Source organism: Caldimicrobium sp. SLHALR3 (assembly GCF_058692735.1).
In genome coordinates, this window is the sequence record NZ_CP182484.1 from 314,977 (window position 1) to 340,897 (window position 25,921).

20 protein-coding genes are annotated in these 25,921 nt (G+C 33.8%); 5 read left to right on the top strand and 15 right to left on the bottom strand.

What is annotated here, in order from left to right; all coding sequences use genetic code 11:
* Position 1: 1 nt before the first annotated feature.
* Entirely contained in the window at positions 2 to 1,603 is a 1,602-nt protein-coding gene (locus ACLGLP_RS01750; RefSeq protein ID WP_492113222.1) for an ArnT family glycosyltransferase, read from the bottom strand.
* A gap of 55 nt (positions 1,604 to 1,658) precedes the next feature.
* Here ACLGLP_RS01750 and ACLGLP_RS01755 point away from each other — a divergent pair, with 55 nt between their 5' ends.
* Positions 1,659 to 3,275 carry an ArnT family glycosyltransferase gene (locus ACLGLP_RS01755; protein WP_492113223.1) on the top strand — a complete coding sequence of 539 codons (1,617 nt, stop codon included), beginning with the start codon at positions 1,659 to 1,661 and terminating at the stop codon, positions 3,273 to 3,275.
* Here ACLGLP_RS01755 and ACLGLP_RS01760 read toward each other — a convergent pair.
* Both ACLGLP_RS01760 and ACLGLP_RS01765 read right to left on the bottom strand, forming a co-directional pair.
* Complete coding sequence (locus tag ACLGLP_RS01760) at positions 3,261 to 4,025, bottom strand: hypothetical protein (protein WP_492113224.1); 765 nt, start codon at positions 4,023 to 4,025, stop codon at positions 3,261 to 3,263. The two genes, ACLGLP_RS01755 and ACLGLP_RS01760, sit on opposite strands and share 15 nt — an antisense overlap.
* Positions 4,012 to 5,082: a glycosyltransferase family 4 protein gene (locus ACLGLP_RS01765; protein ID WP_492113225.1), complete on the bottom strand. Its 1,071-nt coding sequence runs from the start codon at positions 5,080 to 5,082 to the stop codon at positions 4,012 to 4,014. Before ACLGLP_RS01765 ends, ACLGLP_RS01760 begins: the two co-directional genes overlap by 14 nt.
* A gap of 369 nt (positions 5,083 to 5,451) precedes the next feature.
* On the opposite strand from ACLGLP_RS01765, the gene ACLGLP_RS01770 reads away from it, so the two are divergent.
* Positions 5,452 to 6,450: an O-antigen ligase family protein gene (locus tag ACLGLP_RS01770; protein WP_492113226.1), complete on the top strand. Its 999-nt coding sequence runs from the start codon at positions 5,452 to 5,454 to the stop codon at positions 6,448 to 6,450.
* Positions 6,434 to 7,549: a glycosyltransferase family 4 protein gene (locus ACLGLP_RS01775; RefSeq protein ID WP_492113227.1), complete on the top strand. Its 1,116-nt coding sequence runs from the start codon at positions 6,434 to 6,436 to the stop codon at positions 7,547 to 7,549. Before ACLGLP_RS01770 ends, ACLGLP_RS01775 begins: the two co-directional genes overlap by 17 nt.
* Here ACLGLP_RS01775 and ACLGLP_RS01780 read toward each other — a convergent pair.
* From ACLGLP_RS01780 to ACLGLP_RS01805, 6 genes are read right to left on the bottom strand one after another with little or no spacing between them, the layout of a single operon-like run.
* Complete coding sequence (locus tag ACLGLP_RS01780) at positions 7,546 to 9,015, bottom strand: asparagine synthase-related protein (RefSeq protein WP_492113228.1); 1,470 nt, start codon at positions 9,013 to 9,015, stop codon at positions 7,546 to 7,548. The genes ACLGLP_RS01775 and ACLGLP_RS01780 overlap by 4 nt on opposite strands.
* A gap of 5 nt (positions 9,016 to 9,020) precedes the next feature.
* The gene (locus ACLGLP_RS01785; RefSeq protein WP_492113229.1) at positions 9,021 to 9,782 is read right to left on the bottom strand and encodes a lipopolysaccharide kinase InaA family protein; all 762 of its coding nucleotides are present in this window, start codon (positions 9,780 to 9,782) and stop codon (positions 9,021 to 9,023) included.
* Between the two features lie 14 nt (positions 9,783 to 9,796).
* Positions 9,797 to 10,708 (bottom strand): glycosyltransferase, encoded by a 912-nt coding sequence (locus ACLGLP_RS01790; RefSeq protein ID WP_492113230.1) that lies wholly within the window; start codon positions 10,706 to 10,708, stop codon positions 9,797 to 9,799.
* Entirely contained in the window at positions 10,689 to 11,792 is a 1,104-nt protein-coding gene (locus ACLGLP_RS01795; RefSeq protein WP_492113231.1) for a CofH family radical SAM protein, read from the bottom strand. Before ACLGLP_RS01795 ends, ACLGLP_RS01790 begins: the two co-directional genes overlap by 20 nt.
* A gap of 9 nt (positions 11,793 to 11,801) precedes the next feature.
* Positions 11,802 to 14,810: a PD-(D/E)XK nuclease family protein gene (locus ACLGLP_RS01800; RefSeq protein WP_492113232.1), complete on the bottom strand. Its 3,009-nt coding sequence runs from the start codon at positions 14,808 to 14,810 to the stop codon at positions 11,802 to 11,804.
* The gene (locus tag ACLGLP_RS01805; RefSeq protein WP_492113233.1) at positions 14,755 to 15,366 is read right to left on the bottom strand and encodes a hypothetical protein; all 612 of its coding nucleotides are present in this window, start codon (positions 15,364 to 15,366) and stop codon (positions 14,755 to 14,757) included. The genes ACLGLP_RS01800 and ACLGLP_RS01805 overlap by 56 nt, the downstream gene beginning before the upstream one ends.
* A 93-nt stretch (positions 15,367 to 15,459) precedes the next feature.
* On the opposite strand from ACLGLP_RS01805, the gene ACLGLP_RS01810 reads away from it, so the two are divergent.
* Positions 15,460 to 16,530, top strand: coding sequence for a branched-chain amino acid aminotransferase (locus ACLGLP_RS01810; protein WP_492113234.1), 1,071 nt, complete (start codon positions 15,460 to 15,462; stop codon positions 16,528 to 16,530).
* Here ACLGLP_RS01810 and ACLGLP_RS01815 read toward each other — a convergent pair.
* A complete protein-coding gene (locus ACLGLP_RS01815) occupies positions 16,527 to 16,976 on the bottom strand; it encodes a tetratricopeptide repeat protein (protein ID WP_492113235.1) in 450 nt (149 codons plus the stop codon). The genes ACLGLP_RS01810 and ACLGLP_RS01815 overlap by 4 nt on opposite strands.
* Positions 16,977 to 16,997: 21 nt before the next feature.
* Positions 16,998 to 18,068 carry a tRNA (guanosine(46)-N7)-methyltransferase TrmB gene (trmB, locus tag ACLGLP_RS01820; protein WP_492113236.1) on the bottom strand — a complete coding sequence of 357 codons (1,071 nt, stop codon included), beginning with the start codon at positions 18,066 to 18,068 and terminating at the stop codon, positions 16,998 to 17,000.
* 66 nt (positions 18,069 to 18,134) lie between these two features.
* Between trmB and ACLGLP_RS01825 the strand changes: the two genes are divergently transcribed.
* Positions 18,135 to 19,280 carry a YihY/virulence factor BrkB family protein gene (locus tag ACLGLP_RS01825; protein WP_492113237.1) on the top strand — a complete coding sequence of 382 codons (1,146 nt, stop codon included), beginning with the start codon at positions 18,135 to 18,137 and terminating at the stop codon, positions 19,278 to 19,280.
* Between the two features lie 9 nt (positions 19,281 to 19,289).
* Here ACLGLP_RS01825 and ACLGLP_RS01830 read toward each other — a convergent pair whose 3' ends face one another.
* The 4 genes from ACLGLP_RS01830 to fdnG all read right to left on the bottom strand — a co-directional run bounded on the left by ACLGLP_RS01830 (position 19,290) and on the right by fdnG (position 25,860).
* Entirely contained in the window at positions 19,290 to 21,221 is a 1,932-nt protein-coding gene (locus tag ACLGLP_RS01830; RefSeq protein ID WP_492113238.1) for a molybdopterin biosynthesis protein, read from the bottom strand.
* A gap of 1 nt (position 21,222) precedes the next feature.
* Complete coding sequence (locus ACLGLP_RS01835; RefSeq protein ID WP_492113239.1) at positions 21,223 to 21,966, bottom strand: formate dehydrogenase accessory protein FdhE; 744 nt, start codon at positions 21,964 to 21,966, stop codon at positions 21,223 to 21,225.
* Between the two features lie 85 nt (positions 21,967 to 22,051).
* On the bottom strand, positions 22,052 to 22,768 hold the full coding sequence (locus ACLGLP_RS01840; protein ID WP_492113240.1) for a 4Fe-4S dicluster domain-containing protein: 717 nt from the start codon (positions 22,766 to 22,768) through the stop codon (positions 22,052 to 22,054).
* 56 nt (positions 22,769 to 22,824) lie between these two features.
* The gene (gene fdnG, locus ACLGLP_RS01845; protein ID WP_492113722.1) at positions 22,825 to 25,860 is read right to left on the bottom strand and encodes a formate dehydrogenase-N subunit alpha; all 3,036 of its coding nucleotides are present in this window, start codon (positions 25,858 to 25,860) and stop codon (positions 22,825 to 22,827) included.
* Positions 25,861 to 25,921 lie beyond the last annotated feature (61 nt).

Genomic DNA, 25,921 nt, shown 5'->3' on the forward strand with positions numbered 1-25,921 from the left:
TTTAATCCCTGTTTATAAAAGTTTTAAAAGTAGAAGCGTGGTAAAAAATGTAGTAACTTTGGGACTTTTCTTTTTTATCCTCAAAACTCTTTAAGGCATATCCAGAGCTTTTTGCTTTTTCTAAAAGACCTTTATCTAAATACCCACGAATTACAATAACATCACATCCTTTTAAGGCTTCTTCAAAGGTAGCGCACTCCACAATCTTTTTCTCAATTCCGGCATAGAAGTAAAAATTGGCAACTGGCTTTTTATTAGGAGAAAAGCTACAAACCTTTAAAGATGAGTTAACATTCGTTAAACCTCTTACAAAACTTCCTGACATCTTTTCAGTGCTTATACTGTAAAGAGGTTGAATATGAGCAAAAAATAAGATTTCAGAAAGAAAATAGATAAAAAACAAATAAAAAAGGGATTGATGCTCTTTTCTTAGCTTTAAAAGACTAAAAACCTGTAAAATAAAGACTATAGGAATAAAAATTAGAGTTTCACTGCGTAAAGAATAGCCTTCTTTCTTTAAGAAAAAAAGGCTCAATAAGGTTAAAATAGGAAGGACATAGCCAAAAAGAGTATAGGCTTTTATAAGCCATATTTTTAAAGTATCTTTAGAGGTCTCTTTAAGATAATAAGCGATTAAAAAAATGGAAAAGGGAAGTATGGGTAAGATGTAGTAGTCTCTTCTTGCTTTAGCAATGGTAAATAATAAAAAAATCGAGAGATTTGTTATAAAAAAAACCTTTTGATCTTGGCTCAAACTTCTAAAATTTTTAAAGCAATGATAGATTGCTCCCAGTAAAAACAGGCTAAAAGGTGCTACCCAGAGCGGCCAGCAATAAAGATAAATGTAAAATGGACGAAGATTATCATACGGTTCAAAAGCTTGTTTCACATTCTCTTTATACCAGAGATAAAAAGGTAGCTCTGTATGAATTGCCTTTGCAATTAAATAGTAATGCAAAAAGTATAGAAATCCCCCTATAATTATGGATAAAATAAGTTTAGCATTGAAATGATAAAATCTGCGATAGATAATTGTATCAGAAAGCACAAAAAGGGTTAAAACTGCCAGAGCTGTGAGACCTTTGCTTAAAAGTCCAAAAAGAAGAGAAAATACAAACAATAAATAGCCTAAAAAGCTTTTCTTTTCTCTGTAATAAATGTAAACTGCAATACCTGAAACTATCCCGAAGAGTTGATAAATTTCTGATTGAGAAAGTCTTGCAAATTGGATAAAACCAAGAGATATACCATAAAAAAAAGTTACTAAGAAAGCCCAATTTTTCTCAAAAAGCTTTTTTGCAGATAAATAGAAAATCCCAATGGATAAAAGAGAAAGTAAAGCTCCTGGAAGTCTTGCTGAAAATTCTGAATATCCTAAAAATTCTCCACTTATCTTGATTAACCAGAAAGGAATAAGGGGTTTTGTAATGTGAGGTTCAAAATTTATAGTGGGAACAAGCCAGGAATCTCTCAGAGTCATTTCCCTTGCACCTTCAGCCCATCTTCCCTCCACTCCAAAAAAAGGTCTTTCTCCAAGATTGTAAAATGAAGCTATCCCCAGAAGTAATATAAAAAAAATCTTTACATATCGATAGTTTTGCATAAAATTAAATTACCTTTTGAAACTCGATTTTTAATTTTAATTTAAAACCCTAAAAATGAAAAGAAATTTTGCAACCATCTTTTTAATCCTATTTCTTTTTGGAACCGCTCTTTATATTCCATTTATAGGAGAAAAGGAATTTCAGGGAGAAGAAGGGAGAAGGGTTTTAATTGCTCTTCAAATGCTTGAAAATAAAGAATTTCTAATTCCCAAACTCTTTGAGGAACCCTATTTTAATAAACCACCTCTTTTTAATTGGGCTTTAGCTCTGGTATTCTCAATAACAAGAAATCCTTCTGAATCCGTAGCAAGAGCATTTTCTTCTTTTTGTATAATTTTAACTTCTTTATTTTTGGTTTTATTTTGGCAAAAAATTTTAGAAAAAACACAGGAAAAGTTCTACAAATTTTCTTTGACAGAAATACTTTTACCAGGGTTAATCTTTTTAACCACTCCTGAGGTAATTGATAAGGCTATAAGGGCTGAAATTGACGGATTTTACACCATGCTAATAACTATCGCGATCTGGAGCTGGTTTTATCTTTATGAAATAAAGAATAAAAAAACATCGGCTTACATATTTTCAGGAATACTTTTGGGACTGGGAATCTTAACTAAAACCTTTCAGGCTTTAATATTTTTTTACCTTGCTCTTATACCTTATTTTGTTTTTCAAAAAAGAACGAAAGAACTTTTTAGTTTTAATCATTTTTTAGGAGTTATTACTTATTTAGGAGTATTTTCTATCTGGATAATCCTTGTTAGCTTGAAAATAGGATTTAAGCCTTTTCTTACAGCGTGGTTTTATGAGTATTTATCTTCAGCAAAGGCTCAGGAAATGAGTTTTTTTCAGCACTTTAAAGCTTATGCTGTTTTTGCCTTTTTAGGCTACTCTCCCTGGATCTTTTTTCTGATTTCTTACAAGAAAGATAAAAATTTTCTCTCATTTTTGAAACCAAATCCCCTTTTTTACAATCTGGCTATTTTCTCTTTCTTTTTGTTTTTCTTTTCCTATCTTTTTCATTTTCTCTTTCCCGGAGCAAGACTTCGCTACATCCTTCCTTCTTCATCTGGACTCATCTTTTTAGCATCCCTACCCATTTATTACTATCTGAAACATAAAACCTTACCGGAGGGTTTAAAAATCCTTTTCTTAGCACTTCCTCTTTTTAATCTATTTGCAGGACTTCTTTTTCTCACCTATCTTATTTTTTCTTCCTATGAACTTAAACCAATTTTTTACGCACTTTTCCTTTTCTTTTTAATTCTCAATCTATTAGTCTTAATAAAAAGGACTTTATCTTCTGACCAGCTTTTTTATTTTCTTTTAAGCATTGTTTTTTTGTTAAAATCGCTTTATGTTACCTTTTATTATCCTTTTCATCAAAAGGAATTGAACCACTTTAGAAAAAAAGCCTTAGAAGTTGCAAAACTCATTGGAAACAAAAAAGAACTCTACCTTTGCCAAACCATTCCTCATCACTTCGTGTATTATCTCAAATACAGATATAAGTTAGTTCCAAAAATTTACTATCTTAAAGACTGTTCTGTTCTTCCAAAAGATAGCTTTATTCTTTTTTCTGAAAAAAGCATTTCTGAAAGAATTTTTAAAAACTACCAGGTTTATCCTTTCAAAATGAGAGAAAAAAATTACTTTTTAGTTTTTTCTTAAGGTTTTCAAAATCTTTATTTCTCTTTTTTTTCTTCTTACATCTACAAAGTGATTAAATTTTTTAAAATCCTCTTCCCTTATTTCTGGAAATAACTCTTTATAAAGATTAAAAACCAGTTTTCTTGCATTTTCTACTTTTATCCATTCAAGAGCCATAGCAAGGGTGGATATGTCTTTCAAACGCTCAAACTTGGAAAGAGATCTATCATAAATTTTAATGCCGTCTAAATCAAATATCCTAAAATTTTCTTCTGAAGAGAGATAAAAATTGTTGTATTTGGTGTCACGAAGATAAACCCCTTTTTCGTGAAGTTTAAATAGAAAAGAAATTAAAGCTTTTATAAGCTCATAATTTACTTTTTCTTTTTTAGCATCTAAAAAGAAGTCTTCTTCTCTAATAAAACCTTTTTCAATGTAAGGGAAAAGAATACCTCCGTAAAAAGGAACTCTTTTTAAAAATGCTATCTGAGGGTTTTTCCAAAAAAGAAAAATAGGTTTTATAAAAGGTATACCAAGGCTTTCAAGTTTTGATAAGTTTTTTAAGTATTTTTTTACTTTGTTTATGGTAAAGAATTTTGAACTAAAAGCTTTTAGCAAAAAAGAGGGTTTATTTTCTTTTGGATTTTTTAGGGTAAAAACAACATGAGAAGAACTTTTTTTAAAGGGTTTAAATTCAAAGTCTTCTTTTAAAAGCTTTTCTAAGGTCTCTGAAGCATTTTTATCAAAAAAATAAAACTTAGATTTTTTCAAGTTGGGAAATAAGGCACTCAACATAGTTATCCCAGGTGAGGTGTTCTATTGAATTATAACAGGCTTTTGGATCAAAGCTATTTTCCATTGCCATTAAAATTTTGTTTTTGAGATCTTGCTCTTTAAGATTGGTAACATAACCGTTTATTCCTTCTTTAATAAACTCACTTGTTCCGTCATAAATTGAGGTAATAACAGGGGTTCCTGAAGCTAAGGCTTCAAGAGTTGATAAAGCTCCTGGATCATAAAGAGTAGGTAGTACAAAGAGATCAGAAATGGCATAAAGCCTTTCTACCTCTTTTACCTTTCCAAGATAGATTACCCTTTCTGAGCTTTTTCCTTCTTTTCCAGCAATAATGAGTTTTACTCTCTGAGGAAGGTAAGGTAAAACCTTTAGTAAAAGATTAAGGCCCTTTCTTTTAGTGTCGTATCCCACAAAGAGTAGAAGATAATCACTTTCAGAGAATCCAAAGGCCTTTCTCAGAGAAACCCTTTCCTTCTTTAATTCAGGATTAAAACGGGAAAGGTCCATTCCCATGTGGCAGATAAAGGTTTTTCTTGAGGCAAAGGGATAAAACCTTTCAATCAGGTCTTTTCCCAGTTTAAAAAGAGAGATAACCTTTTTGGCCTTATCTAAGGCCTTTTTTTCAAGATAAAGTAAAGTCTGATATCTGGGTCTTATCTGATAGAGAAGGGGTTTTTTCTGGGAAACGAGAAAGGCAAAAAGGGGGTCGCAAAGGATGAAAAGGTCAACCTCAAAGGGAATGCGAAAAAAACTGATTACCCTGGGATTCCTTAACTTGCTTTGTAATTGAGTGAGGATTTTTTTTGCTTGAAGAATGAAAAGGATTTGTTTTGGGAGAGAGCCAAAGCCTCTTAGTTTTACACGAAAGAACTCAATTTTTCCCTCGAGGTGAGGGGGAAAGAAGATTTCATTTGCAATAATTCCCACTTTAAAGCCTCTTTCAATAAGTTTTACTGCAACCATGCCAGCATGATATTCTGCTCCCCCAATTCCAAACCCAATCCGAGGTCTTACGAGCAGAATTTGAGGCATAAGGTAATTTTATCACAACAAGGTTTTTTTTAGAAACTCAGGTTGTAAAAAGATAAAAATTGGCTATAATTGGGGCACATGGAACAAATTATTTATAACGAGACTAAAATACCCAAAATTATAGAAAGTCTTTTTTATTTCAGCTGGTTTTTTCTCTCTCTTTCTTTTTTTTACAAATACACTAAAACTCTTCTTTGGATTTCTTATATATTAATAACCTTTCTTTCTGTTTATCTATTAATTAAAAATCTTAACCTCTTTAAGAAAAAGGTTACTTTTCCCTTAATAATATTGCCTTTGTGGTTGTTAATTCTTTTCTGGTTTGTTATAATTAGTCCATACAAAATGGCCTCTTTAGAGGCTTTTTTATTGAATTACTTTTTTCATGTTTTTTTATTTTTCTTTTTTATTTTCTTGTCCATTTTCATTTCTAAAAAAAATGAATATAAAATCTTTCTAATTTTTTTTATAGTAGTATTCTCGGCGATACTTTATTATTTTACTTTTTCATTATATAAGTGTTCTTTTTCCTTTATTTGTTTTCTTACTGCTTCCTGGTTCTATATTAAGTCTTCATTATTAAAAGGACTTGTTATATTAACTCCACCTTTTGCTTTTGCCTTTTTTACCTCTTTAGCTATAGGTTTAGAAAATGGGCTAAAAAGATTTTTATTTTGTGGACTTTCCTTTTTTATTGTTCTTTTTATGCTTTACTTAGGAAGAAGAGCCTTTATTTTAAGTCTTTTTCTCAGTTTTATTTTTTCTCTCTTTCTGATTTCTGAGAAAAAAATAAAATTGGCTTTTTTGTGGATTGCGATTTTACTCTTAATAAGTATTAGCATCTTTTTAGCAACTTCTTATGGAAAAGAAATTTTAATTAAGTCAAGAGATAATTTAAACCTTCTCTTAAGCACTAAAAAAGAGGATTGGGCTCAGGCTGGCTCTATGGGGATGAGATTGTACATCTGGCCTATTTACTTAAAGAAATCTCTGGAGGAGCCTTTCTCTGGGACTGGGCTTGGAAGAAGGGTTCAAAAACGAGTCCTTGCAGAAACCAATAGGAAAGCTCTCTCCTTAGAGCATGCCCACAATCTTTTTTTAAATGTGGCCTTGCAGGCAGGGTGGCAGAGTGCCCTGCTATTTTTAATTTTTTATCTTTTAACTCTTAAAAGAGCTTATCAGTTAGTTAAAATCTCAGGGGAAAGACCTCTTTACCTTGGATTATTGATGTTTCTTATAGCCTTTTTAATAATGTCTCTTTTTGAAGGGATGGAAGAGGGAACGCGATTTACCCCCTTTTGGATAGCATCAGGAATGGTCTGGGGTTATTATGTCAGGGAAAGGGAAAAGGGTGGCCTTTCTGCTTGATGGATACGGAAATAGAAGGCACTATCTTCAAATCCTTGCTCTGGAAGAGGCTGGTTTTGAACCACTTGTTTTAACCTTTAAAGATCCAAAGGAAGGCTACCTTTTTCACAAAGAGGTAGCAGAAAGGTATGTCATTATTTTTCCTTTTAAAAGAAAAAGCGTAAAACGCCACTTTTCTCTAAGATTCGCCTTTTATCTTTTAAATTTTATCAAAAATAAAGAAATCAGAGCAGTTCTAACTCATCGTTATAAACTTTTAAGATATCTCTGGTTTTGTAAGCTCTTTTATCCCAAACTTCGGATTATCTTTCATGCCGTAATTGCTGATTCCGTAAAGGGGCTTCATCAAATCTTCTTTTTTAAACTTTTTCGTGGACTTACAGATAAGATTCTTGTAAATAGCCTTGCTTTAAAGGAAGAGTTTGTAAGAAAAGGGCTTGCCAAAGAAGAGGAGATAGAAATTTTATACTCAGGAATAGACCTTAAAGAGTTTGAGGTTGAAATAGAAAAAGGAGAGGCAAGAAGAATTTTTGGTTTTCCAGAAGAGGATTTTTTATTTGGGATGCTTGCCCAATTCAGGAAAGAAAAGGATCAAAAAGGGCTTATCAAGGCCTTTAAAATACTCAAAGAAAAAGGCTATGGCTGTAAACTTGTACTTGCAGGGGATGGCCCCTATATAGAAGAGGCAAGAGCTTTAGTAAGGGAGTTAAATCTGAAGGAAGAGGTGATTTTTCCGGGAAGAATCAAGGAAAAGGATGTGCCTCTATTTCTTAAAGCCCTTGATGCCTATGTGTATGCCACCTTTAAAGAGGGTATGCCACTTGCGGTTCTTGAAGCCATGGCCTCAGGGCTTCCAATTGTTGCAACTGATGCAGAGGGTATTCCTGATATCTTTCAAAGTGAGAAAAAATTTGGCTATCTTGTTCCCAAGGGGAATATAGAGGAACTTGCCAATGCCATGGAAAGGTTATTGAATCTAAGTAAAGAGGAAAGAAGCTTGATGGGCAAACTTGCAAGAGAGAGAATTAAAGAAGCCTTTTCTGCTGAACATCTTAAGGAAAAAACCCTTCAAATTTTTAAAAAATTGCTACAGGATTAAACTTTCAAATATTTACAGTGATTGTACCAGCTTGAAAGAATAAAAAGCCTGATTAAAAGCTTTCTAAAAAGCTTTTTTGAATCCCTTTTTCTGAAATTCAGGTAAATCTTTTCAGCTTCCCTTTTGTTCCACAAAGGGCATTCAAGAATCTCTTCCTTGAATTTCTTTTCTACAGAGCAAAGAAATTTGTATGCATCAAAACCATAGGAATACTTACCAAGTTTATCAGAATCAATGTCAAGTCGTTCTTTAAGTAATCTTCTCAAAGGGAGTTTGTTTTTGAAGGTAATTCTATCAAAAACTACTTTTTCAGGTAGCTTCCCTACATACCAAGCTATTTCAGGATCAGTCCAGGGGAAAATAGGGTTTGCTTTATAAACCTCTGCTATATTTCGCATTTTTTTCATTACGCAATCGTATTCTACATTGGTTCCCCAGAGATCTGCCTTAAGATCAAAATAATCCCAAGCCTTTCTTTTCTCTGATTCTTTTTTCCAGTAGGGAAAGGTTGAAATGACTCGGGGAAAGATCCTTTTGGCATCCTTCAAGGTCAAGCCGTCAAGACCTATCCATTCAGCACGGGTCTTAGTAAGGGGTTGTAGAGGGTTTCCTGTTTCAAGAGAATCAGCAAGGGATCTAAGAAAGGTAAAAAGAGGATAAATTTTTTGCCTCTTGAATTCAATGGGTCTTGGAACATGTCCAAAAAACATATCATTTCCACTTCCATCTATGAGATTTGCCTCAGTAAAATCAATCTGTAAGGCATAAAGGGGATAGGCAAGAGAAACTCCATCAACACAGGGCTGAGAAATATTTTCAAAATAAAAGTCAAGAATCTCTAAAACCCTTTTGTCAGGATTTTCAGGGATGTAAAGTTTTTTATGTTTAAAACCAAGCTTTTTGGCAATACTTTCAGCAATTTCACTTTCGTCTTTTCTGTCTCTCGTTGAAAGGGTTAGGCATAAAATCTTTTCCTTAAGCTCAGATTGAAAAAGAGAAAGCAAAATAGTATTTGAATCTTTCCCAAGACTTTGAAAGAGATAAATTGATTTATCTGGATTTACCTTTCTTTCAACATGTTCTCTCAAAAGCCTCAAGACCTTTTCATCGTCAAATTCTCCTTCTTTGTCTCGCTGAGAATTTAAAAAAGGAAACTCATGAGCAAACTTTAGATGAAAAGAATTTTCTTTATAGCTTATTTCAACTCTATCTCCCACATTTAAAACATAAATATTTTCATAAATGGTATAAGGAGTTGGAATTACCCCATTGAGTAGGTAAAAAGAAATTCCAAGGGGAGAGATAGAAAGAGGCTTAGGGACTTCAGGAAGCTCAAGAAGTTCTTTCAGAGAAGAGCTAAAAAATAAAAAATTATTTATTATGGTAAAATAAAGAGGTTCATCCCCAGCAAGAGGCCCTTTAAGACCTATGGCGGATTTTTTAGAAAGATCGATTTTATGAACCATTTATTTTAATTTTTACCGAGTTTTTTAAGTTTTTCGGTATGTTTCTTGATTTTTCTGAACTTTAAATTGAGTAGAGTTAGCTTAAGGAGACCTAAAGGTTCTCCCCAAAATTTTTGGTAAGCCTCAAAAAATATTTTCCATTCTCTCTCCCAGGTCTCTGGAAAGTACTCTAAAAAGGAATACTTAAGCTGGCTTAGGTCCTTTACCTGATAATAAAATTTTAAAAAGGGATTTTCAAGGACCCTTGAAACATCAAGGATGTAAAGAAACCTGCTTTTTTCGTCAAAGTAAAAGTGATTTAAATAACAATCTTGATGAAAAAGCCCTTCTCTGTGAAAGTCCACTAAGGTTTTGGCAAGGGTTTCAAGCATCTCCAACTTTCTTTCTGGATGTTCCTTTATAATTTCAAGGATTAATTTACCAGGGATTTTTTCTGTGCCAAGTAGTACTGCATCTTCTCTTGGATAGTAAAAAACGGGGACACTGGTTGGAAAGCCTTTTTTCCAGAGAAGCTGGAGGTTTTGCCACTCCTTTTCAGCCTCTTTAAAGCAGTCAGCATACTTTTTTATAAAGATTTCTTTTCCTTCAACTAAGTAAGACTCTATCAGGCGATAGCGCTTTCTGTGGAAAAATGTTTTAGAAAAGCTCTTAGAAAGATCTTCCTTTGCTTTGAGTTTTTCAAGAAAGGAAGAGTTTTTCAAAATTTCGTAAAACTCCTCGTTAATCTGTAGAGCCCCTTCTTTGAGAAATTGAAAGGTCTTTACCATAGCTATAATGAATGTTATAAAGAGATGAGGCTCAAGATAGAGGCCTTGAGATATTTTTTAAGAAATCTTTTATCTTTTTTGAGTTCGGGATAGATTTCTTTGGCCTCTTTGTAGTGTTTTAAAGCCTCTTTATAATTTTTGCTTTGGGCAAGTTTAATTCCTATTTCAAAGTGAGCAAGCCCTAAAGCCATGGGAAGAAGAATTTGAAATTCAGCTGGAAGGTTTTTAAAAAGGGCTTCAACAGATTTCAAAGTGTCTTCAAGGTAAAAGACAGTTTTTTTTCTCAATCTCTCAGGATGTTCGCGTTTAATTATTAAGGGTTCTTTGACAACTATTGGTTTGGTAAAAGTCAAAAGATATCCGTAAATTGCAAAATCTTCTCTCACTCTCAAATTTTCTGGAAAAATAAAATCTTTTAAGAGGTCTTTTTTAAAGACATAAAGGGCGTCTGAATAAAGCCCCAAAAGGAAATCCTTAAGCCTCTCCATTGGCCTTTCCTTGGGCTCAGGAAAAATCTTTGCTTTTCTTTTCCCTTTTTTCTCAGTATAAACGGAAAGAATTAAACATTCAGCCTCAGTTTCTTTAAGGGTTTGATAGACCCTTTCTAAAGCCTCATCTATCAATAAGTCGTCAGAATCAAAATATAAAAGATAATCTCCCTGGGAAAGCTTATAGGCAGTTTTTCTTCCTTCAGAGATTCCAAGATTCTTTTCATGCCTTGCAATTACAAGATTTCCCTTTTCTTTGGAAAGCTCTTTTAAATACTCCCAGGTATCATCTGTTGAGCCGTCATCTACGACCACAACCTCGTAAGGACCTTTAAAGGTCTGATTAAAAACAGAATGAAGAGCTTCTTCAAGAAGGGCTCGCCTGTTGTAGGTAGAGATTAAAATAGAGAAAAAAGGCTTAGAGGAGGACTGGTTCACCGCCAATTTCTCTTATCAGTCTTTGTATTTCTAAGGGAGGAAGTTTAACTACAGGCTCTCCTTTCATAGCCTCACTTATCTTTTCTTCAATCACCGTTCCGTGAAAGTGGTCTGCTCCCCAAAGTAAAGCTACCTGTGCAAGACCTACTCCAAGAAAGACCCAGTAAGCCTTAATGTGCGGAAAATTATTCAAAATTATCCGTGATATTGCAATTACTTTTAAAATCTTATGAGCAGAAGGTCCTGGTAAATGAGAAAGCTTATTATTCTCAGGAATAAAGGCAAGAGGAATAAAGCAGTAAAAACCTTTCGTTTCTTCCTGAATTTCTCTCAGTCTAAACAGATGAGAAATTATCTCCTCGTCTGTCTCTATGTGTCCAAAAAGAAGGGTTGCATTTGTAGGGATTCCAAGTCTATGTGCAGTTTTTGCAATCTCAATCCATCTTTCTGAGGATATTTTTGCTGGATAAAGCTCAGCTCTTATTCTTTCTGAAAAAACCTCAGCTCCTCCTCCGGGAATTGAATTAAGCCCTGCTTCCTTTAACTCAGATAAAACCTCTTCTACAGATTTTTTTGAAATCCTCGCCAACCAGTCTATTTCAACACAAGTATAAGCCCTTATGTGAATTTTGGGAAAAGAAGATCTTATTCTGCGAATGAGTTCTACATAATATTCGTAAGGCAGTTCTGGATTTAAACCTCCAACTATGTGGACTTCTCTTAACTCAGGGGTTTCTTTCAACTTTCTCAAAATCTCATCTATACTTAAGGTATAACCACCCTCTTCTCCGGGTCTCTTGTGATAACCGCAAAACTTACAGTCTATAACGCAGATGTTGGTATAATTGATGTGTCGATTAATAGTATAATAGTATTTTTCCCCGTGTATCTTTTCTTTAACCTTTCTTGCAAGCTCTCCTAAAAAAAATATATCTCCATTTCTATAAAGTTTTAATGCTGAATCAAAATCAATGGGTTCCAAATTTAAAACCCTTTCTGCAATTTTTTCTAAACTTTTATCTCTCTTAAAAACTTCTTCTAAAATTAAATTCCTTTCAGGTTCAACAAGTTCTTCAAACCACATAGCTTTTTACTACAAAAGATATCTATAGTTTTTGCACGCTACTTTATACTCACAAAAGTTGCAAACTTTATCATCTAAAGGAAAATAAAACTTATCACTAATTATAATATGCGTTAAAATCCAATCAATCAGATTTTTAAATCCATTTTCAAAGTAATTTTTAATTTCCCTCCAATCCTTTGCAAAATTATTATTTATATTTTTATTTATATTTACAAGTTTATCAAAAATAAATTTTTCGGGTTTTTTTAAGTCTGAAGGAGTGATAAATCCAGCATTAATTACATAGTTTTCATTTTCTTCTACAAATTTTTCTTTTTGCTGATAAAAAAGATAGTAATAAAAAAACAGCTGAAAGTTATAAAGATCTGAGCCAAAGGCATTTGCTACATCATAAATTGCCTTTTGATCAAAATTCTCCGGGAGTTTAAAAGAGAGCATTTCTTTGGCTTTTTTAGTATGAGCTTCGGTATTAGGATTGCTTTTAAAGTCTAAAATGAGATATTTCACACCGCCAATTTCCTTTCTTTTAATCAAAAAGTCAGGTTTTCCCGTAAGAAAAATTTTTATGTCTTCTTTCTCCTTTAGAAAGTCTAATCCCTCGTATTTTGTGAGAAGCTTTAGTTCCTTTTCCACCCCCAAGATCTTAGTTCCTTTTACTTTTAATGTATTGTTCCCCAATCCTCTTTCTAAATTTATTAAGTAATTAAAATACTTAACAACAGCTTTTTGGGCGATTTTTTTAGAAAAGAAGTGAGAAAGGGCATCCATTTTTCTTTCAAACTTGTAACTTAACCACAGATTTTCAAGCTTTTCCAGTAAATCCTCCTGTCTATAAATCTCACTTATTAAAACTTCTTTTCCTTCTAATTCTCTGAAAAATTTTTCAAAAAATTCGTGAAGAAAGTTACCTATGTCAACGGGTTTTAAACCTATTTTCTCAACTTCCTTCAGTTTTAAAATATACTTAAAGTAAAACTTAACTCCGCACTTTAAATAGGTTTCCAAAAAGTATCTGCTTATTTCTGAAGACTTAATGAGATTAAGAATTCTTTCTTTATCCTTTTCTGTCTTTAATATACCATCTTTTTTAGATAAAATTTCAAGATTTAAAGGAATTAACCTCTCATCAGGTTCTTTCCCATCTTTCTCGAGGTCCCACTTGAGCTTTTGAATGAATCTTGAAGGCTCTCTAAACTCTTGAGTTTTCCCCTTTTCTACAAATATGTAAAACAGATGCACCTCTTCAGCACTCTTTATTAGTCTTTCAAAGTAATAAAAAAGAAGTTCATTTCTAAATATGGGAATACCTAAGTAATTTTTGATTTCATCTGTAAGAAGGGGATTAAACGGTTGGGCTGGTGGTAAATATCCCTCATTTACATCTAAGATAATAAGCTTTTTAAAGGAAAGGAGTCTTGTTTCAAGAAATCCCATAATTTGAAGACCTTTTAACGGATCTCCTATAAAAGGAATGGTCTCCTCCTTAAGAAGGTATTCTAAAATTTCAAGTAGAAATCTTCCTGAAAAGGTTCTTTCTTTAAAGTATGTTTCTTCTTCAAATACAGGAAAAACTTTCGTCTCAAGAATGTAAAGATAGTTTCTAAGAAGAATAGAATGCCAGTTCTCTTCTTTTTTTAACTTTTCAAAAAGTGGTTCAAAAAATAGCAAAATGTTTTTTAAATTTTGAGAAAGTGAAAAGGGTGTTTTAATGTTTTCCCAGTCTTTAAAAAATATCTTGTGAATGTCTTCAAGAAAATTTCTATACTCTGGAACTAAATCCTCAACCTCATTTAAAGTTATTTTTAAGTAACCACTTTTTCTAAGCTCAGTTTCTACCTTCTTTATTACTTCTTTAAAAGAAACTCCCTCTTCTGTCTCAAGAAAATAAAAATAAGGGTGTTTAAGAATTTTTAAGTAGATCTGAGTAGGATAAAAATTTCCACTTCTTTCTTTTTGAGCTTTTATTAAGTTTCTTAAAAGTTGATTTAAGGGAATTTTTGTAATAGGATACTGTAAAGTTAGGTTTATTTCAAAAATGTTTTCTCTTTCCCCCAAGGCATAAACAAGAGGAAGTAAATTCAAAGCATTGGGAACAACTATGGCTATCTCGTCTGGCTTTTCAATTCTTTCTGAAATAAGTTCTAAGGCTTCCTTAACTTCCAGATGGGGATCTACAGTTTGATAAAAGTAAATCTTTGGGGGATTAAAATCTTTTATTTCGTAATAATCTGAAGACAACCACTCTCCCTCAAGTTCAAGTGTTTTTAAAGTATCTTTTATCAGACAGGGAATTGGTTCGTAAACTTCAAAAATAAAATAAGTTTTAAATCTTTCTTTAAAGTATTTGAAAATTTCTGCTTCAACTTTTCTTAAGGCAGCAAATCCAACAAACCAGATTTCTTTTATTTCTTTAAAATTTTTTTGGTCTTTCTTTAAAATTTCTGCTACTTTTTTCAATCTATGTGAATAATAGGAAAAACCTTTTTTTTCAATGAGATGGGAAAATTCTAAGTAAGTGGTTTTTAATTCTTCAAAAAGTTTTTTTGCAAGTTCTGGAAGGCTCTCTGGAGGATAGAGCAAATTTTCTGGAAGCCTTCCTTCTTTTTCAAATTCTTCAAACACTTCTAAAAACTTTAGTCCCCAGTTAAAGTATTTTTCAAATTCTTCCTCTTTATTTTTGGAAAATAGCTTTAACTTGTTTTCCATAACTTCAAGCAAAACAAAAACCCTGAGAATGTCTGGAACTTGCGGTAAAGGAAAGTCGGTAAGTTCAGTATACAAATACTCTACAAATTCCTCAAAAGATAAAATTCTTGGAAAAAAACCACAGGATATTCCTTTTAGCTTAGCCTTTTCTTTAAGGTAGTTTTTGAAAAAAAGACCTGCCCTTTTTGTTGGAAAAATACACCAAACTTTTAAAAGCTTAGGATCATTTAAAGAGTGCTTATCTAAGAAAAAATTAACCAGTGTTTTCAAAAAGTGAGAGCTGGGTGGGATAAGAAGGGTAGTATTCATGTATTAGCTCAACTTTAAAAGGCTCAAAAGAAATTAAATACACTCTAATATTATCATTTGGAAAAATTTTTTTCAACAAGTTAAGGTAATTTTGTAGCTGAGATTTATCAAATTCTCCGTGGAGTTTAAACTCAAAAACCATCCATCCATTTTTAGTCCTTATTATCGCATCTGGTCTTAAGTCAAAAATTTGGTTTTCTTTCTCAAAAAATCCCTCAGCCTCTCTATAAACTTCTAATATTTCGTTTTCTTTAATAAGCTTTTTAATTTTTTTAAATTCTTCACTTTTAAATATTTTTTCAACTATTTCTAAAGCTCTCTCTGATAAGTATTTTCTTTGTGGAAGAGGCTCAGGATAAGAAGCTAAAGCCTTTTTTACATAACTTTCTACTATGCCTTTAAACTCCTTAGAATCAGGAGAAAGGAAAAAAATCTCTTTTTTTGAGGTTAAAAAAACTTCCCATATATAATGCAAAATTTCTCCAAGAATTATGAGATCAGTCTTTTCTTTTAAAAGCTTTAAAGAAACTTTAGTTTGATGAAATTTTACAGGCATAATATTTTAAATTTTAAATGTATTTTAACTCTTGTCAAAACTTTATACAGGGTATATTTTTAAAAAGAATTTTTAAAATTCGGGAGGAAAAAGATGGAAATAGAAATCAATTTAGCCCCTTCAGAAAAAAGGAAAGCTCCTGATTTTGAAGAACTTACTTTTGGAAAAATTTTTACACCTCATATGTTTACAATGAAGTATGAAGGAGATAAAGGCTGGCATTCTCCAAAAATAGTGCCACTTTCGAATATTGAGCTTCATCCAGCAGCTATAGTTTTGCATTATGCACAGACTGTTTTTGAAGGTCTGAAGGCTTATTACGGAGTTGATGGCAAAATAAGATTTTTCCGGATCTGGGATCACATTGCAAGACTTAATCGTTCTGCTGAAAGATTATGCATACCAACGATTGATCCAGATTTCGTTTTTAAAGCTATTAAAACCCTTGTTTCTATTGATAGAGACTGGATCCCCAAGAAAAAGGGGGCAGCTCTTTACATAAGACCACTTATCTTTGCTACTCAACCAAACCTTGGTCTTAAAGTAAGTTGTGAATATCTTTTTGTAATAATCCTTTCTCCGGTAGGAGCTTATTATAAAGAAGGTTTTAATCCCGTAAAAATCTATGTAACAACAGAATACATAAGAGCCTGTCCTGGAGGAACAGGGGATGTAAAAACAGGGGGAAATTATGCAGCAAGCCTTAAAGCTCAGGAATTGGCACAAAAAAAAGGATACACCCAAGTTCTTTGGCTTGACGCAAAAGAGAAAAAATATGTAGAAGAAGTCGGAAGTATGAACATATTCTTTTACTTTGAAAACGAACTTGCTACTCCTGCTCTTACTGGTTCAATTCTTCCTGGAATTACTCGGGATTCGGTATTGAAACTTGCTCCTGTGCTTGGAATTCCTGTGAAAGAAAGAAGAATCTCAATAGATGAAGTGATTGAAGGCATAGAAAAGGGAACACTTAAAGAGTGCTTTGGAACAGGAACAGCTGCAGTTATCTCACCTGTGGGAGAAATCTGTTATAAAAATAGAATTTATACCATAAATAATGGAAAAACAGGAGAACTTACCAAAATGCTTTTTGACTACATAACAGGAATACAGTACGGAGAAAGAGAAGACCCCTTTAACTGGACAGTTATTTTAGAAGATTAAAAGTCTACTACTCTTCTTGCTTTTGCGAGTTCTCTTTGCACAGCAACAGCCTTATCCAGTTCTAAATCTGCTGCTTCTTCAAGTCCCTTTTCTCTTAAAACCTGACTTCTTGCCATGTAAGCAGCTGGATATGCTGGCTCAAGGTCAATAGCTTTAGTAAAAAGTTCCAATGCTTTATCTAAATCCTTTTTCCGATAATAAATCTGCCCTAAACGAAAATAAAGTCTCGCATTATTCGGCTCTACCTCTATTGCCCTTTCTAAGTCACTTTCTGCTAATTCTAACTCCCCTTTTTGCATGTATATAACAGCCCTTGCCTCAAGAGCCTTAACATAATTGGGATCCATTTCAAGCACTTTATTAAAAATCTCTAAAGCGGAATCAAATTGCTTTAGAGTAAGTATTCTTGCTCCTTCTAAAAACAATTCCTCTATATCAACACTCATTGTTTCCTCCTCATTCTATTTTTATAGAATTTTATCTTTCTTTTCTAAATCTTGCAAGAGATTTAAAATTTTTTTCTTGCAAGTTGTTTTTACTATGCGAAGGTTTTCGAAAAATTTTTTAATTTCTAAGGTTACCATCGCTACTGCTTTGTGGACTCCATCCGTAATATCTGGTTTTTCTGAATCATGAAGAGAAATTATTAGTCCTTTTTTATGATAAGTATTAACCGCTATAAAAAATCTTTGTCTCAAAGTTCCTTCAACAACAAGAGTATCAATCAGCATACCATCTTCTTTAGAATAGGTATCCAAAACCTTTATTACCTCGTTTTCCCCTTTATAAAGAATCCCTTTAGGAAATTTTTTAGCAAGTTCAAAAAAATCAATCCCTTCTTCTATTTCTACTATCATTTCAGGCAAGGTTTTCTCCTCCTCAGAAACTTTTATTAAGGGAAAGATTTTATAAACCCATTCTGGGATTTCAACTCTTTTACATTTTTTAAAACCTATGTAAAAAATTGGCAGTCCACAGGAAAGCCATTTTCTTGCATACTTGGTTAAGTAATATTCTGGAAGTTCTTTTTTTATTGGAGTATCCCAGAGAGGTGAAAAAGCTGGACATTCAGAAAAAAGCTCTACTACCTCGTTAGCGTATTCTTGGCAATCGGTAACCATAAGAAAAAAACCTCCTAAAGTGAGTCTATCAGCAACAAGCCAGATAAAAGGCAAAGAGATCAATCTTCTCTTTTGATATTTTTTCTTCACCCACGGATCTGGAAAATTTATGTAAATACCTGAAAGGCTTTCTCTTTTCAAAAACTTAGCCATAAATTTTGCACCTTCTATGTGCATAAGCTTTACATTTTGAAGCCCTTCTCTTATCACCCTATTAACTGCTTTTTTAAAATACTTTTTGGAAACTTCTACTCCAGTAAAATTTGATTCAGGATTTTTTTTGGCAAGCCAGACAATAAATTCCCCGTTCCCAATTCCTATTTCCAAAAATAAAGGAGCCTCTCTTCCAAAAACTCTTCCCCAATCTATTTGACTTCTAATCTCTTCTTCTCTTAAAATTACTTTCTTTTCTTCCATAACTTTCTTATTGGCTAATTTATTTTTTATTGGCTTAATTAAACTTTTTCATTAAAATTAACTTTTATGAAAAGATTAGAAATTTTTTTCAGCTTTGCAAAAGTTAGCATTATAACCTTTTTTAAAAAAATTCAAAAAGACGACATTCTTTTAAGTGCTCAGGGACTCACTTTTAATACCCTCCTTACCTTGGTTCCTCTTCTGGGATTAGTACTTTCCATTGGAAAAATCTTTTTACCTCAACAAAAGCTTATTGATCAAATCCTCATAAACATAACCCAGTATCTTACCCCTGAAGCTACCAAAAAAGTTATGAATGTAATCTTAGAATTAGTAAAAAGACTCGAAAACTTCCCTCTCGGTAAATTCAGCTTGATAGCCTACTTCATTATGGGAATGGGACTCCTTTTTCAGATTGAAGGAATACTTAATAGAATTTTTGAAAGTTCAAAAAAAAGAAGCTTTGTGCAAAGACTTATCTTTTTTTGGATATGTATCACTATAATGCCTCTACTTTTCTTTCTGCCTTTATCTTTCCATCCTCACCTTGGAAAGTTTTTAAATCTTTTTATTTTAGTTCTTATCGCTCTTTTTTTCTTTTTAACTTATATATATTTCCCTGCTAAGGATGTTTGTAAAAAAGATGCACTCATCGGTGCAACATTTTCAACTTTTCTGTGGACCCTTTCTTCGTATCTTTACTCCATTTATGTTAAGTATGCAGTGGGATATTCCAAAATTTACGAATCTCTTTCAGTAATTCCTCTTTTTCTCGTATGGCTTTTTGTAAACTGGTTAGTGTTTCTTTTAGGAGCTGAACTGGTAGTTTTTCTTGAACAAAAAAGCTGGAAAAGAATCCCTATAAACATATCTCATCCCTATTTAAAACTTTACCTTTTATACATTATGGGGAAACTTTTTGCAGAAGGTAAAAATTTACACCTGTTTGAACTATCAGACTATTTAAACATATCTCCTGTATTTTTAGAAACCTTACTACAGGAATTGGAAAATGAAGGTTTAATAGCAGTCAGAGAGGACGAAGTATTTTTTATTAAACCACTGCAAAAAATAGAAATTGCAAAAATAATAGGAATTAATAACTTAAAAAATTTGCCAGCACTTCCTGAAATGGATAAATTTACAGAAAAAATTTTACCTTTAATCAAAAACTTATCTCAGGTTACTCTGGAAGACCTGATAAAGGACTAATGATAAGGACTAATTTTCAAAAATTACTTTTCCCATATCTCTTATGTCGTATCCTCCCAGAGATAAAACTGCGCTTCTAAATTCTTGATCATTTCTTATTACATCAAGTAATGCCTGGATTATCTCTAAATCTAAAAATTCTTTTACAATTAAAAGGTCGTATCTTTCTTCGGCAACTGGAATAAAATCAAGATCAAGTGCTTTTGCAGAAGCCAATATACCAAGTCCTACATCTGCTCTTCCACTTGCCACAGCCTGAGCAACTCCCATGTGAGTGTATTCTTCATTTTCATATCCTCTAATTTTTGAAGGATCAATACCAGCTTCTCTTAAGTGTTTATCAAGAAGAAGCCTCGTCCCAGAACCAGCCTGTCTATTAATAAAAACTACATCATCTCTTACTAAATCTTCAAAACCTTTAATGTTTTTAGGATTTCCTTTTCTAACGATTAATCCTTGAATTCTGTAAACAAGATTTATTAACACGACCCTTTTTTCAGGTAAAATTCTTTTTATAAAAGGAATGTTATATTCTCCTTCCTTTTCATCTAAAAGATGAGTTCCTGCGATGTGAGCTTCTCCTTTTTTAATAGCGGAAAGCCCTCCCATTGAACCCACATGGGAAGACGAAAGACTCACATGGGGATATCTTTTTCTCAAATAATTGTAAAGAACATCAAGGGTGTTATCGTGACTTCCTATACAAACAATGGTATTGTCGATTTCTTCTTTTGGCTTCCAGAGATAGACATCAACTTTCTGCCCTTGAGAATATCCTTCAGAACCTGCTGGAATTATCATGTATCCATCTGCTCTCACAACTGACATAAGAAGCCCTGCGCCTCTCCCAACTGGAGAAACGATGTATTTCTCCCCAACTCTACCAACTTTTACCCTTACAAATTCGTCAACCCCTATACTTGAAGATATATTCCTTGAAAGTATAGCTTGGATTTTTTCCTCTCTTTTTAGCTTTATTCCTAAATAAAGTTCTATAAGAGGTCTAATAAAAAGCTGGTAACAAAGGAAGGTTGAAACAGGATAACCTGGTATTCCAAGAACAGGCTTGTTTTTAATAAATCCGGCTATAAAGGGTTTACCCGGCTTTATGGCTACTCCATTTATAATTACTTCTCCAAGCTTATCTATTACTTTATAAGTAAAATCTTCTTTTCCGTATCCTGAGCCTGCATTTAAAAGGATAAGATCGCATTCCTTATAAGCCTCTAAGATGCTTTCTTCTATGCTTTTTTCTTCGTCCTTAGCAATGGGATAAACTTTCGGTTCACCTCCGTCTTCTCTTACAAGGTTGGCAAGAACAGAAGAATTGTATTCAATTAAAAAGGGAGGCTTTAAAACTTCTTTCTCTAATTTTTCTGGCTCTACCAGTTCTGAACCAGTAGGAATTATTCCAATTACAGGTCTTTTTCTGACCTTAACTTTTAAAATTCCACTTGCAAGCATAGCACCTATATCAACAGGTCTTATAAAGTGGTTCTCAGGAATTATAAGCTCAGTTGCTACAATATCTTCTCCTACAGGTCTTACATCGTGATAAGGCGGATAAGCTTTATAAACTTCTATATATTCTCCATAAACATTTACCTCTTCTACGGGAATAACAGCATCAAAGCCTTCTGGAAGTGGGTCTCCTGTTTCAATCCAGACTGCAGAATCTCCTATTTTTAATCTTACAGGATCCTTTTCCGTAGCAGAAAAAGTATCTTTTGAACGAACTGCGTATCCATCCATAGCGGCAGAATGAAAATAGGGAGATGAAATTTTGGCAAAAACAGGCTCAGCTGTTATTCTGTTAAGAGAATTTTTAACAGGAATCTCTTCAGAATCTAAAGGATGGGAAACCCTTTCTTTAAATGTCTTTAAAAGTGTTTTTAGCGCAAACTCTAAAGAACTAAGCTCGTGAAATACTTTTTTTCCCACTTTAAACTATTTTTCTTATACCTAATATATTTGGAGACCTTCTTATGTATCCCTTTTCTTGAGAAACTACATCAAGAGGTAAACTTATTATGTCTATTAAATAGGGATCTTTATATCTCTGAAAAACTTCATTTTTAAAACTCTTAATATAGGTTTTACAATCTTTGCAAAGCTCAACCCTTATTTCATCTTCATCCACCAAAAGGTCAATCCTTTCACAAACCCTTTGCATACAATAACTACACCCTATTCTAAATATTTCTTCTTTATGTCCACAAACTGTGCAAACCAAATGTCTACGATTTTCTGCATCTATCATGGTTAAAGATACAGGCTCACCACAAATACTACATCTACCAGAATACTCTTCTTTTTTTCTTTTTGGGGTATTTTCTCTAAATTTGGCAAAAAAAGGCTTTGAAAGAATAAAAAGGGCTCTCTCAATTTCTTCTTTTTCAGAATCTTCCTCACTTATAGGAAGCTCTAAAATACTTCTCGGTTCTTTAAAAGGATCTTTACCACTTCCAAGAATAGCAGATTTTAAAAAAGAACAAAATTCGTAGGGAATCTCAAATACAGATGAAAACTCATTTATAATATCATCTAAAACATTGTTTTGAGGTCTTTCCTTTAAAATTTCTTCCCACCTTTTGTTAAACTCCAAAATCTTTTCATAAAGTTCTAAAGGGCTTTTTAAATAAGGTCTTTCTTCTTTTAAATTTTCTATTATGTTTAAAATTTCCATAAATCAACCTCAAAAAAGCATTTTATTTTAAAATTCAAAAAAGAAAAGGGGGGGGAAAATTCCCCCTTGAGATAAAAGAGAAACTTTAGCTGAGGAATTCTTTAATTATAGAATTTTCTATGGGAACTCCTTTAGCCACGAGAATTCTAAGCATTTCTCCAAGGGCAACCACCTTCTCAGGTGCCTTTGGATTTTCTGCAAGCTGATAATAACTTGGGGGTTGATTAATTGCAAAAATTACTCCTAATCCTCCGAGCTCCTTTTCTCCATAAAGCACCTTAAATCCTTCAGCCCTTGCCTTTGCTATAAGCTCATCTCTATCTCCAAACTTTATAGCCCCAGTTGGACAGGTCTTTGCACATGCTGGAATTAAACCAGCTTTAACCCTGTCTATACACATGTGACACTTCCCAATTTTGCCATTTTTATCATATCTTGGAACATCAAAAGGACAGGCTGATCTACAAGCCTGACATCCTATACAAATGTTTTTATCGTAAAACACAATTCCTGTTTCTGGATCTTTTTGCATAGCCCCAACTGGACAGACCTGAACACATGCTGGCTCTCCACAATGCATACACCTTTGAGAAACAAAAACCCATTTAACCTCTCCATTAACTACCTTTTCTAAAAACCTTATCCTGTTATAGGTATATCCTGTAAGATCTGGCGGATTTTCGTGAGTTCCGTTATTTTTTGTTTTTTCTGCAGGAAGACCATTCCAGGACTTACACGCTACCTGACAAGCCCTACATCCTATACATAACTCCGGTGTTATAAGAAGTCCCTTTCTTGCCATTTTTATCCCTCCTTTTTATTTCCTTGTAAAGTAAGGGAAACAATTCCCCCTTTCCCTTAAGCCTTTCTAATATTTACAGCAAAACATTTAGTCTCCTGAATGGAAGTATTCGGGTCATACGCAGGTGGAGTAAGAAGGTTTGCACTATCGCCACCGCTTCCATCTTCAGGCCATCTCCATCCATAATGCCAAGGTATTCCTACAACATGGCAGGTATGTCCCATAACCTTAAGAGGTTTAATTCTTTCAGTAACGATAGCTATTGCCCAGATTTTTCCTCTCGGAGAAGTAACAATAACTTTGTCTCCGCTCTTAATACCAAGCTCCTTAGCAAGTTCTTTACTCATCTCTACAAATACCTGAGGCTCAAGCTCAAGAAGCCAGGGCATATTCCTTGTCATAAGACCTGTCTGCCAGTGCTCTGTAACTCTATAAGTAGTTGCTATATAAGGATACTTAGGATCAGCTCCTAAAATTATTTTATCAAGAGGTGTATCTTTAAATATTCTCGCAGTAGGATTAAATCTAACCTTTGGATAAAGAATATTAGCAAATGGAGATTCAACGGGCTCATAATGAGTGGGGAACGGACCATCTGCCAGACCAGCTCCAAAAATTGTTCCCACACCTGTTGGCTTCATAATAAAAGGTAATACCCCTCCTTCCATAGCAAGAGGTGGCTGAGGTCCATCAGGCACATCTCCCACCCACTTTTTTGCCACAGGATCCCACTTGATAACAGGTCTTTGTGGATCCCAAGGATTACCCATAGGATCAACACTTGCTCTGTTATAAATTATTCTTCTATTAACAGGCCAGCACCATGCCCACTTCGGATACATTCCAAGCCCTGTTGGATCAACCTTTTCTCTTCTTGCCATCATGTTTCCTTCATCAGTAAATGCCGCTGAATAAATCCAACACCCACATGCAGTAGAACCATCATCCTGTAAGAATACAAAACTCGGAACTTGCTGCCCTTTCTTAAATGCCTTGTCTCCTATCGTAATATCTTTGGTAAAGTATCCATTAATCTCTTTAGCTATAAGCTTCGTATCAACCTTATCAACTCCATAATTCCAGTTAAGCTTTAATATGGGATCAGGAAATGCTCCACCCTCTTTTTCATATAAAGCTTTTATTCTCTTATAAAGCTCATTTACAATCTCAGCATCTGGTTTTGCTTCCCCAGGTGGTTCAACTGCTTTATATCTCCACTGCACCCATCTTCCAGAATTGGTAATGCTTCCCTCTTTTTCCACTGATGCCGCAGCTGGAAGTAAAAATACCTCTGTCTTTATCTTCTTCGGGTCCATTCCAGGTCCTCTCCAAAAAGATGCAGTCTCACTATCCCAAAGATTTACACAAACAAGCCAGTCAAGTTTAGAAAGAGCAACCCTTACCTTGTTAGCATTCGCAGATGAACAGGCTGGATTCTGACCCCAAGCAAAAAATCCCTTAATCTTCCCTTTATACATAGCATCAAACAAATCATACCAGGTATAAGACTTGTCATCCTCAAGCTTTGGTAAGTAATTGAAACAAAAATCGTTTTCAGGAGTTGCATGGTTTCCCCAGAAAGCCTTAAGTAAACTAACTATATACTTTGGTCTGTTTTTCCACCAGTTCAAACTCTTAGGATCTTTTGTCTTTGGAGTATTCTTTTCAATATAAGTCTTCAAATCAACATGAGAAGCCCTTATCATGGGTAAATAGCCAGGTAAAATGTGGAAAAGAAGCCCCATGTCTGTTGAACCCTGAACATTTGACTCACCTCTTAAAGCATTTATTCCACCACCAGCCATTCCAATGTTCCCAAGAAGTAGCTGAATAATTGCCATGCACCTTATGTTCTGCACCCCCACTGTGTGCTGAGTCCACCCCATAGCATAACATTCTGTTGCAACCTTGTTTGGTTTGCCAGTTGATGCAATAATTTTATAAGCCTCTAAAATCTTTTCCTTTGGTGCACCCGTAATCTCAGAAACCACATCTATGGTATATCTTGAAAAGTGTTTTTTCAAAAGCTGAAATACACAGTTTGGATCTTTTAAAGTCGGATCCTTCTTTGGGATTCCGTTTTCATCAAGCTGATACTTCCAGGTTGCCTTATCATACTTTCTCTTTTGAGAATCGTATCCAGAAAAGACTCCACCAAGGTCTTCTGTATCTTTAAAGCTAAGATCAACTAAAAAGGATGCATCTGTATAGTTCACTACATACTCTTTGAAATAAAGCTCATTATCAATAATGTACTTTATTAAACCACCAAGAAAGGCTATGTCTGTTCCAGGACGAATAGGAACATAAAGATCTGCATGTGCAGCTGTTTTTGTAAACTTAGGATCAACAACCACTAACTTTGCACCTCTTTCCTTTTTAGCTTTTAGTATCCATCTCATAGAAACCGGATGGTTTTCAGCTGGATTGCCACCCATAACTAAGATAACATCAGCATTTTTGAGATCAATCCAATGATTGGTCATTGCTCCTCTTCCAAACGACTCTGCCAGAGCCGCTACTGTTGGGCTATGTCATATACGCGCTTGATGCTCTATGTATACGATTCCAAGTGCTCTTAAAAACTTCTGCAAAATGTAACACTCCTCATTGTCAAGGGCTGCAGATCCTACATGAGCAATTGCCTCAAGCCTGTTTACTAATTGCCCCTTCTCATTTTTAACTATAAAATACTTGTCTCTTGTCTTCTTTACCAGCTTGGCAATCCTATCAAGTGCCCAGTCCCAGGGAACCTCTTTCCACTTGTCTGAATAAGGTGCACGATAAAGGGGTTTTAAAAGCCTCGTTGGATTGTTTGCCAGCTGATAAAGAGAAGCACCCTTCGGACAAAGGCTTCCTTCATTAATGGGATGATCTGGATCCCCCTCAGTGTTTACTACCTTTCCTCCTTTAACATATACAATAATTCCACATCCAACTGAACAGTAGGGACAGATGGTTGTTGTCTCCTTTGCACCCTCAATCTTAAGCTCTTTCGCATAAGCCTTAACAGGTTCTAAATTAATTCCCAAAGAGCTTAAAACCAAAGAACCTATGGATAACTTTAAAAAGTCCCTTCTTGTAATTTTCATACTCATAAACCCACCTCCTTTTTATTACTTAAAACCTTTTCTATTTTTAATTTAAATTTTT

Bases quoted from the DNA above. Each gene is read 5' to 3' on its own strand.
- ACLGLP_RS01835 (WP_492113239.1), bottom strand. From the start codon at position 21,966: ATGGAAATTTTAAACATAATAGAAAATTTAAAAGAAGAAAGACCTTAT.
- ACLGLP_RS01750 (WP_492113222.1), bottom strand. From the start codon at position 1,603: ATGCAAAACTATCGATATGTAAAGATTTTTTTTATATTACTTCTGGGG.
- ACLGLP_RS01800 (WP_492113232.1), bottom strand. From the start codon at position 14,810: ATGAATACTACCCTTCTTATCCCACCCAGCTCTCACTTTTTGAAAACA.
- ACLGLP_RS01805 (WP_492113233.1), bottom strand. From the start codon at position 15,366: ATGCCTGTAAAATTTCATCAAACTAAAGTTTCTTTAAAGCTTTTAAAA.
- trmB (WP_492113236.1), bottom strand. From the start codon at position 18,068: ATGGAAGAAAAGAAAGTAATTTTAAGAGAAGAAGAGATTAGAAGTCAA.
- ACLGLP_RS01795 (WP_492113231.1), bottom strand. From the start codon at position 11,792: ATGTGGTTTGAAGAACTTGTTGAACCTGAAAGGAATTTAATTTTAGAA.
- ACLGLP_RS01785 (WP_492113229.1), bottom strand. From the start codon at position 9,782: ATGGTAAAGACCTTTCAATTTCTCAAAGAAGGGGCTCTACAGATTAAC.
- ACLGLP_RS01765 (WP_492113225.1), bottom strand. From the start codon at position 5,082: ATGCCTCAAATTCTGCTCGTAAGACCTCGGATTGGGTTTGGAATTGGG.
- ACLGLP_RS01840 (WP_492113240.1), bottom strand. From the start codon at position 22,768: ATGGCAAGAAAGGGACTTCTTATAACACCGGAGTTATGTATAGGATGT.
- ACLGLP_RS01780 (WP_492113228.1), bottom strand. From the start codon at position 9,015: ATGGTTCATAAAATCGATCTTTCTAAAAAATCCGCCATAGGTCTTAAA.
- ACLGLP_RS01755 (WP_492113223.1), top strand. From the start codon at position 1,659: ATGAAAAGAAATTTTGCAACCATCTTTTTAATCCTATTTCTTTTTGGA.
- ACLGLP_RS01825 (WP_492113237.1), top strand. From the start codon at position 18,135: ATGAAAAGATTAGAAATTTTTTTCAGCTTTGCAAAAGTTAGCATTATA.
- ACLGLP_RS01815 (WP_492113235.1), bottom strand. From the start codon at position 16,976: ATGAGTGTTGATATAGAGGAATTGTTTTTAGAAGGAGCAAGAATACTT.
- ACLGLP_RS01810 (WP_492113234.1), top strand. From the start codon at position 15,460: ATGGAAATAGAAATCAATTTAGCCCCTTCAGAAAAAAGGAAAGCTCCT.